The organism is Streptomyces sp. NBC_00370 (assembly GCF_036084755.1).
In the GTDB taxonomy this organism is placed as follows: Bacteria; Actinomycetota; Actinomycetes; order Streptomycetales; family Streptomycetaceae; genus Streptomyces.
On sequence record NZ_CP107968.1, the window covers coordinates 2848861 to 2864001 of the forward strand.

The 15141-nt window shown below is 69.9% G+C and carries 14 protein-coding genes; 2 read left to right on the plus strand and 12 right to left on the minus strand.

Features of this window, described 5'->3' with window-relative positions; translation table 11 throughout:
• Window positions 1-56 precede the first annotated feature (56 nt).
• From OHS57_RS12575 to OHS57_RS12585, 3 genes are all read right to left on the minus strand, one after another.
• The gene (locus tag OHS57_RS12575; protein WP_328581966.1) at window positions 57-851 is read right to left on the minus strand and encodes a TIGR03936 family radical SAM-associated protein; all 795 of its coding nucleotides are present in this window, start codon (window positions 849-851) and stop codon (window positions 57-59) included.
• 65 nt (window positions 852-916) lie between these two features.
• Window positions 917-2044 (minus strand): hypothetical protein, encoded by a 1128-nt coding sequence (locus tag OHS57_RS12580; protein WP_328581967.1) that lies wholly within the window; start codon window positions 2042-2044, stop codon window positions 917-919.
• Window positions 2045-2059: 15 nt separating this feature from the next.
• Window positions 2060-2593, minus strand: a complete 534-nt coding sequence (locus tag OHS57_RS12585; protein WP_328581968.1) for a GNAT family N-acetyltransferase — start codon at window positions 2591-2593, stop codon at window positions 2060-2062.
• Window positions 2594-2681: 88 nt separating this feature from the next.
• Here OHS57_RS12585 and OHS57_RS12590 point away from each other — a divergent pair, with 88 nt between their 5' ends.
• Window positions 2682-3521: an alpha/beta fold hydrolase gene (locus OHS57_RS12590; protein ID WP_328581969.1), complete on the plus strand. Its 840-nt coding sequence runs from the start codon at window positions 2682-2684 to the stop codon at window positions 3519-3521.
• Complete coding sequence (locus OHS57_RS12595) at window positions 3514-4068, plus strand: TetR/AcrR family transcriptional regulator (RefSeq protein WP_328581970.1); 555 nt, start codon at window positions 3514-3516, stop codon at window positions 4066-4068. The genes OHS57_RS12590 and OHS57_RS12595 overlap by 8 nt, the downstream gene beginning before the upstream one ends.
• A 27-nt stretch (window positions 4069-4095) precedes the next feature.
• Here the strand turns inward: OHS57_RS12595 and OHS57_RS12600 are convergent, their stop codons facing one another.
• The 9 genes from OHS57_RS12600 to OHS57_RS12640 all read right to left on the minus strand — a co-directional run bounded on the left by OHS57_RS12600 (window position 4096) and on the right by OHS57_RS12640 (window position 15136).
• On the minus strand, window positions 4096-6021 hold the full coding sequence (locus OHS57_RS12600; RefSeq protein WP_041989782.1) for a TIGR03960 family B12-binding radical SAM protein: 1926 nt from the start codon (window positions 6019-6021) through the stop codon (window positions 4096-4098).
• Between the two features lie 65 nt (window positions 6022-6086).
• On the minus strand, window positions 6087-7628 hold the full coding sequence (locus OHS57_RS12605; RefSeq protein ID WP_328581971.1) for a CYTH and CHAD domain-containing protein: 1542 nt from the start codon (window positions 7626-7628) through the stop codon (window positions 6087-6089).
• Window positions 7629-7724: 96 nt separating this feature from the next.
• Window positions 7725-8924, minus strand: a complete 1200-nt coding sequence (rodA, locus tag OHS57_RS12610) for a rod shape-determining protein RodA (RefSeq protein ID WP_041989779.1) — start codon at window positions 8922-8924, stop codon at window positions 7725-7727.
• Between the two features lie 3 nt (window positions 8925-8927).
• Entirely contained in the window at window positions 8928-11150 is a 2223-nt protein-coding gene (gene mrdA / locus OHS57_RS12615; protein ID WP_041989776.1) for a penicillin-binding protein 2, read from the minus strand.
• Window positions 11147-11821 (minus strand): rod shape-determining protein MreD, encoded by a 675-nt coding sequence (gene mreD / locus OHS57_RS12620; protein ID WP_041989773.1) that lies wholly within the window; start codon window positions 11819-11821, stop codon window positions 11147-11149. Before mreD ends, mrdA begins: the two co-directional genes overlap by 4 nt.
• Window positions 11822-11832: 11 nt before the next feature.
• Window positions 11833-12888, minus strand: coding sequence for a rod shape-determining protein MreC (gene mreC, locus OHS57_RS12625; protein WP_041989770.1), 1056 nt, complete (start codon window positions 12886-12888; stop codon window positions 11833-11835).
• A gap of 103 nt (window positions 12889-12991) precedes the next feature.
• Complete coding sequence (locus tag OHS57_RS12630; RefSeq protein WP_041996374.1) at window positions 12992-14011, minus strand: rod shape-determining protein; 1020 nt, start codon at window positions 14009-14011, stop codon at window positions 12992-12994.
• A gap of 251 nt (window positions 14012-14262) precedes the next feature.
• On the minus strand, window positions 14263-14673 hold the full coding sequence (gene ndk, locus OHS57_RS12635; RefSeq protein ID WP_041989766.1) for a nucleoside-diphosphate kinase: 411 nt from the start codon (window positions 14671-14673) through the stop codon (window positions 14263-14265).
• A 79-nt stretch (window positions 14674-14752) separates the two neighbouring features.
• Complete coding sequence (locus OHS57_RS12640; protein WP_041989763.1) at window positions 14753-15136, minus strand: DUF4233 domain-containing protein; 384 nt, start codon at window positions 15134-15136, stop codon at window positions 14753-14755.
• Window positions 15137-15141 lie beyond the last annotated feature (5 nt).

Here is a 15141-nt window from a genome sequence, read left to right on the forward strand (position 1 = left end):
CGCGCCGCCCGGCCCAGGTGGCTCCCGGATGCCAGGGCTGCGCTACAACGACCGCCCTACGCGGAACCTGCACCTTCCGGCGCCTTCGCGGCGGCGGGTCCGGCGGCCTTGGAAGGGCCGGCCAGGACTGCCTCGCGGTCGGGCGCGAGCGGGTCGGTCACACTGCCGGACTCCTCGTCGAAGAGCCCCTGCGCCAGCCTGGTCACCGCTGCGGGGACCGGCGGCGCCAGGTCGGCCACAGCTCGGAGACCGGACAGGACGTCGTCGGGTCGAACGGCAGGTGTCAGGTGCCGAACCACCAGCCGCAGTATCGCACAGGGCGTGTCCTGCGGCCTATCGGCCGGTGCGGTGGCCGACTCGTCGACCACTTCGAGGCCTGCCACGGCGCTGCGGGCGTCGAAGGTGCGGACGCCGTTCTTCATCAGCCGGGTCACTTCGACCGTCTCGGCCGCGAGGAAGGCGGACACGGCGTGTCCCGCCTCCTGCGGCTCCACGCCGACCAGCCGCAGCTCCCATACGGAAGCGGTCAGCCGGTCGGCGAGGCCCGAGGTACTGGCCTCGACGGCGTCGGTGATGTCCAGCCCCGCCGGCAGTGAAGCGTCCAGCAGGGCCCGCAGCTCCTCGGGGTCGCGACGGTCGGCCAGGGCGATCTCCAGGAACTCGGCCTCGCTGCCCGTGCCGGTGGGTGCGGCATTGGCGTACGACACCTTGGGGTGCGGAGTGAATCCCGCCGAGTACGCCATCGGCACCTCGGCACGGCGCAGTGCCCGCTCGAAGGCGCGCTGGAAGTCGCGGTGGCTGGTGAACCGGAGGCGACCGCGCTTGGTGTAGCGCAGTCTGATGCGCTGCACCGTCGGTGCGGGCGGCGGGCCTTCGGGCTGTCGCTTGCCCAGTGGTTCTCTCCTCGATGAAGGCGCTAGCCCTGATCGCTCAGGGACACTTCGGGTGCGGGCACCGCGCCGGGGACAGTCGTTGTACTACCCAGAGTACGCGTACGGTCCTCATTCGGTTCCCGAGGTCCCGGCTTCCCGGGCGGTCCGGCGAGTACCCGCCACGCGTCCTTCCGCGCCTGCCGCACGCTCTGCCGCGCGCCGCGGAACGTCTCGCGCGCCGCCCGGCCGGCGGCGAGCGACGCCGCCTTCGCCGGGGCGAGGACGCTGCCGCGTATCCAGTGACCCACCGGCGTGCACACGTACCGGTACGTCCAGCGCGCCGGCCGGCCGACAACGTGCCAGGCCAGCCAGGCGAGAGCGCGGCCCACAGCGTGCGACACGTACCCGGCGGCCCGCCAGCCGAAGGCGAGGGCCGCGCCGATCTCGCGCCCCACCGGTGCCAGGATCCTGCGGTACAGCCAGCCGAGGGGCGCGACCAGCAGGACGAGTACGAGCCATACGACGGCGGCCCACCCGGCGCGCGCGAGGAACACCAGGCCCCGGCCGATGCCCGCCAGCACCCAGGCGATGCCGTGGCCGACGGGGGTGAGCACGTCGCGGTACGTCCACGCGACGGGCACCACCAGCCCGTAGTACACCAGCGGTACCAGCACGTACCGCCACAGCGCCACCCACGGCCACACCAGCAGCGCCGTCCCCAGCCACCCCATCCCGTGGCCGAGCGGCGTGAGCAACGTCTCGTAGAGCCAGCCCAGCGCGCCGCCGATGCCACGGCCCGCCGGGGCGAGCACCTCGCGGCAGACCCACACCACGGGCACCACCAGCCCGTAGTAGACCACCGGCACCAGCGCGTACCGCCACAGCGCCACCATCAGCCACAGCAGCCCGCGCCCGAGGGGTGTCAGCAGCTTCTCGTAGAGCCAGACCAGCGGGACCTCGATCAGCACGTGCCCGAGCGTGCCGAGCGTGCGCCCCAGCAGCCGGGCGCCGACCGCCAGGAGGTCCCAGATCATCCGGACGGGCACGACGAGCACCAGCACCACGATCCGGACCGGGATCCGCACGGCCGCGGTCAGACAGCCCTCGCCGCCTTCGTACGGCTCCGGCGGCCGGCGGTTCGCGCGCGTCTGCGGCGGCTTGTCGAGGTCCATGCCACCAAGGACGCCTTAGACGCCTGTTCGGATCCAGAAGCGCAGCTTTCCGGCCCGCTGGTCCTCCAGCACACCGCCCGCGGCCTCGATCACCCGCCGTGAGGCGATGTTCGTGGTGTCGCAGGTGACCAGCGCCGACTCGATGCCGAGCCGGTGCGCGACGGGCAGCGAGCCACGCAGCATCGCGGTCGCGTGCCCCCGCCTGCGGGCGCTCGGACGTACGGCGTACCCGATGTGACCGCCGACCTCGGCCAGGAACCGGTTGAGCCGGTGCCGGACGGAGAGCCGGCCGAGGAAGGTGTCGCCCTCGACGTACCAGACCGTGGTCATCGGCACCCATCCCGCGACGCGCGGGGTCTCCTCCAGCGGCTCGGCGTTGAGCCCGGCCACGTACCGCGCGAAGACCTCGGGTCTGTGCCAGGTGTCGGCGTACTCCTCCATCTCGTGGACGAGCAGCGACCGTTCGTCGGCGCCCTCCTCCACGAACTCCTGCATCGCGTCGAGGAAGGAGCGGTGGATCCGGACGTCGGGGGCGATGAGGTGCGGCATCGCCTCATTGTGCAGGAAGGGGTGTTGACACGCCTGGCTAATGACATTAGCTTAATGGCTACACACCTTAACCAACCAGGGAGTGACCATGACGGAGTTCCTGAAGCTCGACGGCGGACAGCTCGCGTACGACGTGTCCGGAGAGGGCGGGCTGATCGTGCTCGCCCACGGAATGGGCGACAACAGGTCGGCCTTCCGGGCGCTGACCGACCTGCTCGTGGCGGCCGGCCACCGGGTCGCCTCCTTCGACCAGCGCGGCCACGGCGAGTCCAGCACCGGCTGGGACTCGTACACCCGCACCGACGCCGCGGGCGACATCCTCGCCCTGGTCCGGCACCTCGGCGGCGGCCCGGCCGTGATCGTGGGCCACTCGTTCGCCGGCGGCGCGGCGACCGTCGCGGCGGCCCAGGAGCCGGAGCTGGTCAGCGCGGTCGTCGAGATCGGCCCGTTCACCCGCGCTCAGAAGATGGACCTGGGCGCGCTCGTCTCCAACGGCCGCTACCGCAAGGGCCTGTCCCTGCTCACGGCCACCGGCCTGTTCCGCAGTGTCGGCGCCTGGAAGCGCTACCTCGACCACGCCTACCCGGGCGTCAAGCCGGCCGGGTACGCCGAGCACATCGCCTCCGTCGAGGCCGATCTGCGCAGGCCGGGCCGGATGGCCGTGGTCGCCAAGATGGGCATGTCGGCGCCGAAGGACGCCGGCGCCGCGCTCGGCTCGGTCCGCTGCCCGACGCTGATCGTCGAAGGCACCCTCGACCCCGACTGGGCCGACCCGAAGGCCGAGGGCGAGGCCATCGTGGCCGCGCTGCCCGCCGGGCTCGGCAGCCTCACGATGATCGAAGGCGCGGGCCACTACGCCCACGCGCAGTTCCCCGACGCCGTCGCCGCCGACATCCTCGCCTTCCTCAAGGAGGGCGCGCGTGCCTAGGGCCTCCCTCTCCGCCGACGCGGTCGTCGAGGTCGCGATGAACCTCCTCGACGAGAACGGCCTCGCGGCCCTGACCCTCTCGGCGGTCGCGTCCCGCGCGGGCGTCGCGACCCCGTCCCTCTACAAGCACGTACGCAGCCTCGCGGAGCTGCGCCAGCTCATGTCCGCACGGATCATGACCGAGATCGCCGACGAGATCGGCCACGCGGTACTCGGCCGCTCGGCCGACGAGGCCACCCGCGCGCTGATGCTCGCCTGGCGCCAGTACGTCGTACGCCACCCGCACCGCTACGCGGCGCTCAACCAGGCCCCCGACCCGGCGACCGCCGACGCCGGCATGCGGCTGATCGACATCATGCTGGCCACCCTGCGCGCCTACGGCCTGTCGGACTCGGCCGCCATCCACGCGGTCCGCTGCCTGCGCGCCACGGTCCACGGCTTCGCGCTCCTGGAGGCCGAGGGCGCGTTCGGCCTCCCGGAGAAGCTGGACGACACCTACGACCTGATGATCCACATGTTCCTCACCGGCCTGCCCACCGCGGAATGACACCCCGCGGTGGCGCCGGTGAAGCCGCTACTTGACGACCGTGAGGGGCAGCAGCTTCTTGCCCGTCGGGCCGATCTGGATCTCGGTGTCCAGCTGCGGGCAGACGCCGCAGTCGAAGCACGGGGTCCAGCGGCAGTCGTCCACCTCTGTCTCGTCCAGCGCGTCCTGCCAGTCCTCCCAGAGCCAGTCCTTGTCCAGGCCGGAGTCCAGGTGGTCCCAGGGCAGCACCTCTTCGTAGGTGCGCTCGCGGGTGGTGTACCAGGCGACGTCCACGCCGAAGTGCGGGAGCGTCTTCTCGGCGCAGGCCATCCAGCGGTCGTAGCTGAAGTGCTCACGCCAGCCGTCGAAACGGCCGCCGTCCTCGTAGACCGCGCGGATCACGGCGCCGGTGCGACGGTCGCCGCGGGAGAGCAGGCCCTCGACGATGCCGGGCTTGCCGTCGTGGTAGCGGAAGCCGATGGAGCGGCCGTACTTCTTGTCGGCGTGGATCTTGTCGCGCAGCTTCTTCAGCCGGGCGTCGGTCTCCTCCGCCGAGAGCTGCGGCGCCCACTGGAACGGGGTGTGCGGCTTGGGTACGAAGCCGCCGATGGAGACCGTGCAGCGGATGTCGTTCTGCCCGGAGACCTGCCGGCCCTCGGCGATGACCTTGACCGCCATGTCGCCGATCTGCAGCACGTCCTCGTCGGTCTCGGTGGGCAGCCCGCACATGAAGTAGAGCTTCACCTGGCGCCAGCCGTTGCCGTACGCCGTGGAGACCGTACGGATCAGGTCCTCTTCCGAGACCATCTTGTTGATGACCTTGCGCAGCCGCTCCGAGCCGCCCTCCGGGGCGAAGGTCAGACCCGACCTGCGGCCGTTCCTGGTCAGCTCGTTGGCCAGGTCGACGTTGAAGGCGTCGACCCGGGTCGAGGGCAGGGAGAGACCGACCTTGTCCTCCTCGTACCGGTCGGCGAGGCCCTTGGCGATGTCGCCGATCTCGCTGTGGTCGGCGGAGGAGAGCGACAGCAGGCCGACCTCCTCGAAGCCGGTGGCCTTCAGGCCCTTCTCGACCATCTCGCCGATCCCGGTGATGCTGCGCTCGCGCACCGGGCGGGTGATCATGCCGGCCTGGCAGAAGCGGCAGCCCCGGGTGCAGCCGCGGAAGATCTCCACCGACATCCGCTCGTGCACGGTCTCGGCGAGCGGCACGAGCGGCTGCTTCGGGTACGGCCACTCGTCGAGGTCCATGACCGTGTGCTTGGAGACCCGCCACGGCACGCCCGACCTGTTCGGTACAACGCGGCCGATGCGCCCGTCGGGCAGGTACTCGACGTCGTAGAAGCCCGGCACGTACACCCCGCCGGTCTTCGCCAGCCGCAGCAGTACGCCCTCGCGGCCACCGGGGCGGCCCTCCGCCTTCCAGGCGCGGACGATCTCGGTGATCTCCAGGACGGCCTGCTCGCCGTCGCCGATCACGGCGCAGTCGATGAACTCGGCGATCGGCTCGGGGTTGAAGGCGGCGTGCCCGCCGGCCAGCACGATCGGGTGGTCCACGGTCCGGTCGGCGGCGTTGAGCGGGATGCCCGCCAGGTCCAGGGCCGTCAGCATGTTCGTGTAGCCGAGCTCGGTGGAGAAGCTGAGACCGAAGACGTCGAAGGCGCCGACGGGGCGGTGCGAGTCCACGGTGAACTGCGGGACGTGATGCTCGCGCATCAGCTCTTCGAGGTCGGGCCACACGCTGTACGTGCGCTCGGCGAGCACGCCCTCGCGCTCGTTCAGCACCTCGTAGAGGATCATGACGCCCTGGTTGGGCAGCCCGACCTCGTACGCGTCCGGGTACATCAGTGCCCACCGGACGTCGCAGGAGTCCCACGGCTTGACCGTGGAGTTGAGCTCGCCGCCGACGTATTGGATCGGCTTCTGCACATGCGGGAGAAGGGCTTCAAGCTGGGGGAAGACCGATTCGGCAGGCATCAGGCAGATCTCTCAGAGCTGGGCGCACGGACTGTCGGGGACGGCCATCCAGACTACCCCGGTGCTCAGCCCGTCAGCGCCGACCGCCATTTCCTGCGGGACGACTCGGCCCAGACCACGGTCAGTTCACGCTCCAGCGCGGCCGAGCGCGCCTCCTCCTCGCCGTACAGGAGGCCCCACGTGAAGGCGGTCTCACCGGCGGCGTGCGCCGCTATGCCGATCTCGCGCAGCGTCTCACGTGCGACGACGCTGTCCTGGTGGTCGCCGAGCGTGCTCTGCACGTCCTTCACGCGCTTGCGGAACCGGTCGGCCGGCTTGCCGAGGGCCGGGGTCGCCGCCTCGGCCGCGTACCGGGCGCGCTTGGCCGCCTTGCGGGCGCTGTGCAGCGCCACGTCGCGCTCCTCGCCCGGGGCGAGGGACAGCGCGTGCTCGGTACGGCGGGCCAGCCGGGCGTAGTCCTTCAGCAGCGCCCGCGGCAGCACCGTGCCGGGGGTCCGCTCGGCGCCCTTGCGCAGCGGGGGTTCGGTGAGCAGCGCGTCCAGGGCGGTCAGCAGCGTGCGGTAGCGCTCGCTGTCGAGTACGGCGAGGGTGCGCTCGCGGGAGCCGGAGCGCCGGGCGACGCTCCAGATCCGCAGCCTGCTCTCCACCGGGCCGAGCAGCAGGGTCCTCGGTACGTCGTCGATGTGGGCGGAGAGCCGCTGGGTCAGCACCTCGTTGTCCCGGTCGACGCCCAGCTCGCCGGCGAGCCAGCGCAGCTCCGTGCCGATCGGGTCGGTGACCGACCGGTCGAGCACCTTCCGGTAGCTGCGGAAGGCGGAGCGCAGCCTGCGGGTGGCGACCCGCAGCTGGTGGACGGAGTCGGGCAGGTCGCGGCGGACGGCGGGGTCCTGGGTGACGATCGCCTCGATCTGGGCACGCAGATACGCGAGGACGTGATCGCCCGCGGTCCCGGACGGCCCCGTGGCGGCGCGTGCCGCCGGCGCGGTCTCCTGGAGCGCCCTGCTGAGTTTGGACGGCGCCACCGCCGGGCGCAGGCCCGCCTTGCGGAGCTTCTTCTCGACGGCGTCGAGGACGGCCGGGTCGGCGCCTTCGGCCAGTTCGACCTCGACCTCGGTCCAGGCGGCGGTGGCCGGGTGTCCTGCCACGGCTCCGGCGAGGCGCTCGGCGCGTACGGTGTCGACGCTCACCTCGGCCAGCCGTTCACCGTCGGCCGCGTACAGCTGGCTGACGTCCCGGGCGGTCCGCAGCCTGACGACGGGGACGAGCGGGGCGCCGAGGCTACGGGAGCTCGCGAGCGCCACCAGTTCGTCGGGGACGGTGTCGCCCAGCGGTGCCCGCAGCTCGTCGCGTATCCCGGTCGCGACGGGGAACTTGAGATGCCAGCCCGCGTCGTCGCCGCCCTCTCTACGGCGCAGCGTGAGCCGGCCGGCCGCGAGGCGCTGGTCGGCGGTGTCGTAGTAGACGGCGTCGAGTTCGACGACCCCCTCGGCGAGGACGGACGCGACGCCGCGGGCCCGGGTCAGGTCCGGGAGCCCGGCAGGTCCTTCGGCGTCCGGCAGCTCGGGGAGTTCGTACTTCCGTTCGATCTCGCGCTTGGTGTCCGCCATATAGGGAACCTAACCGCGATAACCATGCCTAATCGCCCGCGCCGCCACCGATGACGGTGGCGGCGCGGGCGAGGCGGATCACATGGGGCGGTGTCGCTAGGCGGACATCGGTCTCTGCACTCTGATCGACTGGAGCAGTCCCACCGCGATCCAGACCGCGAACATCGACGAGCCCCCGTACGAGACAAAAGGCAGCGGCAGCCCCGCCACCGGCATGATCCCGAGCGTCATCCCGATGTTCTCGAACGCCTGGAAACCGAACCAGGCGATGATCCCGGCGGCGACGACCGTGCCGTACAGCTCCGTCGTCTCGCGGGCGATCCGGCAGGCGCGCCACAGCACGACGCCGAGCAGCAGCAGTATCAGACCGGCACCGAGGAAGCCCAGTTCCTCACCGGCGACGGTGAAGACGAAGTCGGTCTGCTGCTCGGGCACGAACTGCCCGGTGGTCTGCGAGCCGTGGAAGAGCCCCGTGCCGGTCAGACCGCCCGAGCCGATCGCGATCCGCGCCTGGTTGGTGTTGTAGCCGACACCCGCCGGGTCGAGGTCCGGGTTGGCGAAGGCGGCGAACCGGTTGATCTGGTACTCGTCGAGGATCCCGAGCGCCGCGACCAGGAAGGCGCCGAGCACCCCGGCGCCGATCAGCCCGAGCACCCAGCGGTTGGCGGCGCCGGAGGCCAGCAGACAGCCGAGCACGATCACCGCCATGACCATCACCGAACCGAGGTCCGGCATCAGCATGATGATCGCCATCGGCAGGACGGCGAGGCCGAGCGCCTTGGCGACCGTGCGGTGGTCCGGATACGGCTGGTCCCCCGCGTCCACCCGGGACGCCAGCACCATCGCCATCCCCAGCAGGATGGTGATCTTCACGAACTCCGAGGGCTGGATCGAGAAGCCGCCGCCGATCACGATCCACGCGTGCGCGCCGTTGATCGTGGCGCCGAGCGGCGTGAGCACAGCGAGGATCAGCACCACGGACAGCCCGTACAGCACCGGTACCGCGCCGCGCAGGGTGCGGTGGCCCAGCCAGACCGTCGCGATCATCAGGCCGAGCCCGATGCCGGTGTTCATGACGTGCCGGATGAGGAAGTAGTACGGGTCGCCGTTGTTCAGCTGGGTGCGGTTACGCGTCGCCGACCACACCAGCATCGAGCCGATGAACGACAGCGCGAGGGCCGAGAACAGCAGCGGCCAGTCGAGCCTGCGCACCAGCGAGTCGCGGGCGGCGAGCTTGGCCCACGTACCGCGCTCGGGACCGTATCCGGAGACGGAGAAGCCACTTGTGCCGGCCATCGGTCAGTCCCTCCGTGCCGGTGTCAGGGGTGCTCCCGCGACCGTCTGGGTGCCGCCGGGATCGGTGGGGGCGGCGGGCGCCGACGGTGGCGCCGTCGGGTCGACCGGCTCCTTCTTCTTCGGCAGCTGGTACGGCTTGAGGGTCGGCGCGTCGATCGAACCGTCCGGCTGGATCTTGGGGAGCGTCTTGACCGGCTTGGGCATCAGGGCGTTCTTCGGATTCAGATTGCCGTCGGCGTCGATCCCGTACATCGCCTCGTAGATCTTGCGGACGGCGGGACCCGAACCGCCGGAGCCGGTGCCGCCCTGCGAGATCGTCATCACGATCGCGTAGTCCTTGGTGTAGGTCGAGAACCAGGACGTGGTCTGCTTGCCGGCGACCTCCGCCGTACCCGTCTTGGCGTGCAGCTTGATCTTGTCCTGCGGCCAGCCGCCGAACTGCCAGGCGGCGGTACCGCTGGTGACCACGCCTTCCAGCGCCTTGTTCATGTACGCCAGGGTCTGCTTGCTGTCCGGCAGCTTGCCCGCCACCTCCGGCTTGATCTCCTGCACCTTCTTGCCGTCGGCGCTGACGATGGCCCGGCCGAGTGACGGCTGGTACATCGTGCCGCCGTTGGCGATGGCGGAGTAGATCACGGCCTCCTGGATCGGGGTCAGCAGCGTGTCGCCCTGGCCGATCGCGTAGTTGACGGAGTCACCGGCGCGCACCCTGTTGCCGTCCACGCAGTTCTCGAACTCGATCTGCTGGACGTAGTTGCCGTCCTTCTTGCCCTGCTTGCACCACAGAGCCTTGTTGGCCTCCCAGTACGCCTGCTTCCACTGGCGGTCGGGCACCCGGCCCTTGACCTCGTTGGGCAGGTCGATCCCGGTCTTCTTGCCGAGCCCGAACTGGTGGGCCGTCTTGAAGAAGTAGTCCTTGGGGTGCTTCGGGTTGTTGCCGCCGTCCTTCTTCCACTGGTCGTAGGCCAGGTAGTAGAAGACGGTGTCGCAGGAGACCTCAAGGGCCCTGCCGATGCTGATGTCGCCGAAGTTCTCGCCCTCGAAGTTCTTGAACTCGCGGTTGCCGATGGTCATCGACGAGGTGCAGGGGTAGCCGCCGTCCGGCGCGTATCCGGCGTTGATGGCCGCGCTGGTCGAGATGACCTTGAAGGTCGATCCCGGGGCCGACTGACCCTGTATGGCGCGGTTCAGCAGCGGATAGTTGGACGACGCCTTGGTGAGCTTCTTGTAGTTCTTGGCGGAGATGCCGCCGGCCCACACGTTCGGGTCGAACGTCGGCGCGCTGGCCATCGCGATGACCCGCCCGGTGTGCACGTCCATCACGACGGCGGCGCCCGAGTCGGCCTTGTAGTAGCTGTTGGTGACCGAGTCCCAGGTCTTGCGCAGGGTCTTCATGGCCGCCGCGAGTTCCTTCTCGGTCAGCGCCTGGATCCGCGAGTCGATGCTCGTGACCAGATTGCTGCCGGGCACCGCGGGTGTCGCGCCGGCCTTGCCGATGACCCGGCCGAGGTTGTCCACCTCGTAGCGGGTCACCCCCGACTTGCCGCGCAACTGCTGGTCGTAGCTGTTCTCCAGACCCGCCCTGCCGACCGAGTCGGAGCGCAGCAGCGGGTTGTCCGTCTTCTCCGAGCCCGCCACCTCGTCGTCGGTGACCGGGCCGAGGTAGCCCAGCTCCTGCGAGGCGTTGGCCCCTGCGGGCGCCGGGTAGCGGCGCAGCGCGGTCGGTTCTGCGGTGATGCCGGGGAAGTCCTCGGTGCGCTCGCGGATCTGCAGCGCCTGCTGGGTGGTGGCCTCGGTGGTGACCGGGATCGGCTGGTAGGGCGAGCCGTTCCAGCAGGGCTGCGGGGTCTTCGCGTCGCAGAGCCTGACCTTCTGGATGACGTCGGCCGGCTTCATCCCGAGGACACCGGCGAGCCGGGTCAGTACGGCCTTGCCGTCGTCCGGCATCTTCATCAGGTCGGTGCGGCTGGCCGACACGACGAGACGGGTCTCGTTGTCGGCGAGGGGCACGCCCTTGTTGTCGAGGATCGAGCCGCGGACGGCCGGCTGGACGACCTGCTGTACGTGGTTGTTCTTGGCCTCGTCCGTGTACTCCTGGCCGTTGCGCACCTGGAGGTACCAGAGCCGGCCGCCGAGGGTGAGCAGCAGGGAGAAGACGAGGACCTGAATAACGATCAGCCGGATCTGTACCCGGGGGGTACGCCCGGTCTCCGGAATGTTGCTCACAGTCGTTTGACCCCCTTGATACGTCCGGCCCGTGCCGCGCGGCTGCGTGCCGTCTTGATCCGCATGCCGCCGCGCTGGCCGCCGATCTTCAGACCGGTGCCGGCGCCGAGCCAGCCGGCCGCCACGTCCGCGCCGCCCCCGCTGTTCTTCTGGCTCTCGGCGAGCGGGTCGTTGTCGGCGCGTCTGGCGAGCCACATGACCAGCGGGACCACGAACGGCGCCAGCAGCAGATCGTAGACAGCGGCGGTGAACAGCAGGCTGCCGAGACCCACATGGCGGGCGGCGGTGTCACCGACGAGCGCGCCGACGCCCGCGTAGAGCAAGGTCGAGCCGACGGCGGCCGCGACGACCGCGGTCATCGGCGCGAGCGCCGATCTGATCTGGCCCTTCTCCGGGCGTACCAGGCCCGCCGCGTAACCGATCACGCAGAGCACCAGCGCGTAGCGGCCGGCCGCGTGGTCGGCGGGCGGCGCGAGGTCGGTCAGCAGGCCGGCCCCGAAGCCGATGAAGGCGCCGGCCGTGTGCCCGTACACGAAGGCGAGAGCGAGGACGACGAGGAGCATGAGGTCGGGCACGGCGCCGGGCAGATGAAGCCGGGCGAGGACCGACACCTGGACGACGAGGGCGACCACGACCAGGGCGGTCGAGAGCAGAATCCGGTTGATACGCATGGGGATCAGCTCTATTCCTGCTCGTCGTACGGGTCGTCGCCGTCGCCCGGTGGATCGCCCGCGTTGTTCTGGGGCCGTACGGCGGCGTCGTCGGTGGTGAGATCGGGCGCGTTGCTCTGCACGCCGCCGTTCGGCACGGTGTTCGTACCGTCGGCGTTGGCCGAGGGGGTGACCGTGACGGTGACGGTGGGCGTCGGGGTCGCACGCGGCTTCGGCGGCAGCACGGTGTCGCGCGGGTCCGTGCGGGGTGCCTGGACGACCACACCGACGATGTCGAGCTTGGTGAAGCCGACGAAGGGCCGCACCTGGATGGTCCTGGTCAGACCGCCGTTGGACGGGTCGACCCGGACGACCTGGCCGACCGGCACCCCCGGCACGAACGGCTTGTCCTTGCTGGAGCCGAACGTGACGAGCCGGTCGCCCTTCTTGACCTTGGACTTGCCGTTGAGGAGCTGGACGGAGAGCGGCCGGTCGCCCTGCCCCGTCGCGAAGCCCAGCTCGTTGCTCTTCTCCATACGCGTGCCGACGGTGAAGTCGGGGTCGTTGGCGAGCAGTACGGTCGAGGTGCCGGGACCGACGGTGGTGACCCGGCCGACGAGTCCGTCGCCGTTGAGCACCGTCATGTCGCGCTTGATGCCGTCCCTGGCGCCCGCGTCGATGGTCACCGTCCAGGAGAAGCCCTGGGCCGCTCCTATCGCGATGACCTCGGCGCCCTTGATGCCGTACTGTCCCGCGCCGGCCTTCTTCAGCATGCCGTCCAGCTCACGCACCCGGCTGCGGTTGCGGTCGTCGCTGCCCAGCTTCTGCTTGAGAGCCGCGTTCTGCTGCTCCAGGGTGCTGATGCGGTTGTGGCGTTCGCCGGAGTCCCGTACCGCGCTTATGGCGTTCCCGACCGGGTCGACGCCTGCCGCGACGCCGTCCTCCACCGGACCGAGGACGGTGGCGGCGGCCTGCCGCGCGCCGTCGACGGGGGAATCCTCACCCCCGCGGATGTCGACCGTGATCAGTGCGAACGCGATGGCGATCAGCAGCACCAGGAGCAGACGACTCTCCTTTGTGTCCCTCACGTGCGGCGGCCGTGCCTTCCTCGTAGGAATGGTTGTGCCTGTATATCAACCGTCCGCCGGACGAAGAGAAGCCGGTCGTACGGCGGACAATTCGAGGATTTCGTCACCTGCGGGGCTGAGCGTCCAGTACCTGCTGGAGAGCCTCGAATTCCTCTACGCATTTACCGGACCCGAGTGCGACGGAGTCCAGCGGGTTCTCGGCGATATGGATGGGCATGCCGGTCTCGCGGCGCAGCCGCTCGTCCAGGCCGCGCAGCAGCGCGCCGCCGCCGGTGAGGACGATCCCGCGGTCCATCACGTCGCCGGACAGCTCCGGCGGGCACTTGTCGAGCGTCGTCTTCACGGCGTCGACGATCGCGTTGACCGGCTCCTCGATGGCCTTGCGGACCTCGGCGGCCGAGATGACCACGGTCTTCGGCAGTCCCGACACGAGGTCACGGCCGCGGATCTCGGTGTGCTCGTCCTTGTCGAGGTCGTACGCCGAGCCGATGGTGATCTTGATGCTCTCGGCGGTGCGCTCACCGAGGAGGAGCGAGTACTCCTTCTTGATGTGCTGGATGATCGCGTTGTCCAGCTCGTCGCCGGCGACCCGGATCGACTGTGCCGTGACGATTCCGCCGAGCGAGATGACGGCGACCTCGGTCGTGCCGCCGCCGATGTCCACCACCATGTTGCCGGTGGCCTCGTGGACGGGCAGTCCTGAGCCGATGGCCGCTGCCATGGGCTCCTCGATGATGTGCACCTGGCGCGCGCCGGCCTGGGTCGATGCCTCGATGACCGCACGGCGCTCGACCCCTGTGATGCCCGAGGGCACACAGACGACCACGCGCGGGCGGGCCAGATAGCGGCGCTTGTGGATCTTCAGGATGAAGTACCGCAGCATGCGCTCGGTGATTTCGAAGTCGGCGATCACGCCGTCCTTCAGCGGCCGGACGGCAACGATGTTGCCCGGCGTCCGGCCGATCATCTTCTTCGCTTCGGCGCCGACCGCGAGGATGCCGCCCGTGTTGGTGTTGATGGCGACGACGGACGGCTCGTTGAGTACGATCCCTCGGCCCCTGACGTACACCAGCGTGTTGGCGGTCCCGAGGTCGACAGCCATGTCACGGCCGATGAACGACATGTTGTTCCCCATGAGGATGCGTCTGGCCTTCCCAAATCGAGCGTTGACGGCTTTTCAGGATGGCGAGGTGGGTGGCTGTGGCTTGAGGCTTCATCGTAGTGCCGCCTGTACGCCGACGGCGCGGTGGCCCACCTCAATAATGGTGACGATGTGTTGGTGCGATGCGTTCCCGATGCCGGCTCGCATATGCCCATGGGCGACCGAATTCCTCCGGTCGCCCCAGACCATCAGGCTATTTGGCTGACAGCTGGTCAGGAAAGACCGGGGAAGAAAATCTTCAGTTCCCGAATGGCGGACTCCTCGGAGTCCGAGGCGTGGATGAGGTTCTCCCGGACGATCGTCCCGAAATCCCCCCGGATGGACCCCGGCGCTGCTGCGATCGGGTCAGTCGGACCCGCGAGCGCGCGGACACCCTCGATGACCCGCTCGCCGTCCACGACGAGCGCGACGACGGGACCGGAGCCCATGAACTCGACCAGCGGCTCGTAGAAAGGCTTGCCCTTGTGCTCGCCGTAGTGCTGCTCCAGCGTCTCCTGGTCCAGCGTGCGCAGTTCGAGCGCGGCGATGGTCCAGCCTGCCTTGCGCTCGATACGGCCGATGACCTCGCCGACGAGGCCGCGGCGGACGGTATCGGGCTTGAGCAGGACGAGCGTACGGCTCACGGTACGGGCTCCTTCTTGTGCGGATGCGGGATGCGGGATGCACCCGGCTCAGAGGCTACAGGGCATACCACAGCACCGATTACACAGCGTCAGGCTTTACGGAGGGACCGGTCCCGGCCGCCGTCCGCTCCTCCGCCTGCGCCGCCCAGCGGGCCTTCGCCGCGTCGATCGTGCGTCCGTAATGCACCGAGGCCCACCAGAGCGCGGCGAACGCCGCACCGAGGATGAACATCACCGGCACCACGAAACCGCTCGCGATCAGCGCGATCTGCAGCGCCCAGCCGAGCTGCACCCCGCCGGGACGGCCGAGCATCCCGCACAGCAGGAGCGACAGCAGCATCGCGACACCGCAGATCGTCCAGACCGTCCCCATCGACAGGTCGTCCGACTTCATCGCCACCAGACCGGCGAAACCGATCACGAAGAACTCGGCCAGCAGTGTGGAGGCACAGAGCATACGCATGGACC

Excerpts from the sequence above, each read along its gene's own strand:
- OHS57_RS12580 (WP_328581967.1), bottom strand. The coding sequence starts at position 2,044 with ATGGACCTCGACAAGCCGCCGCAGACGCGCGCGAACCGCCGGCCGCCG.
- OHS57_RS12585 (WP_328581968.1), bottom strand. The coding sequence starts at position 2,593 with ATGCCGCACCTCATCGCCCCCGACGTCCGGATCCACCGCTCCTTCCTC.
- OHS57_RS12590 (WP_328581969.1), top strand. The coding sequence starts at position 2,682 with ATGACGGAGTTCCTGAAGCTCGACGGCGGACAGCTCGCGTACGACGTG.
- OHS57_RS12600 (WP_041989782.1), bottom strand. The coding sequence starts at position 6,021 with ATGCCTGCCGAATCGGTCTTCCCCCAGCTTGAAGCCCTTCTCCCGCAT.
- OHS57_RS12605 (WP_328581971.1), bottom strand. The coding sequence starts at position 7,628 with ATGGCGGACACCAAGCGCGAGATCGAACGGAAGTACGAACTCCCCGAG.
- rodA (WP_041989779.1), bottom strand. The coding sequence starts at position 8,924 with ATGGCCGGCACAAGTGGCTTCTCCGTCTCCGGATACGGTCCCGAGCGC.
- mreD (WP_041989773.1), bottom strand. The coding sequence starts at position 11,821 with ATGCGTATCAACCGGATTCTGCTCTCGACCGCCCTGGTCGTGGTCGCC.
- OHS57_RS12630 (WP_041996374.1), bottom strand. The coding sequence starts at position 14,011 with ATGTCGTTCATCGGCCGTGACATGGCTGTCGACCTCGGGACCGCCAAC.
- OHS57_RS12640 (WP_041989763.1), bottom strand. The coding sequence starts at position 15,136 with ATGCGTATGCTCTGTGCCTCCACACTGCTGGCCGAGTTCTTCGTGATC.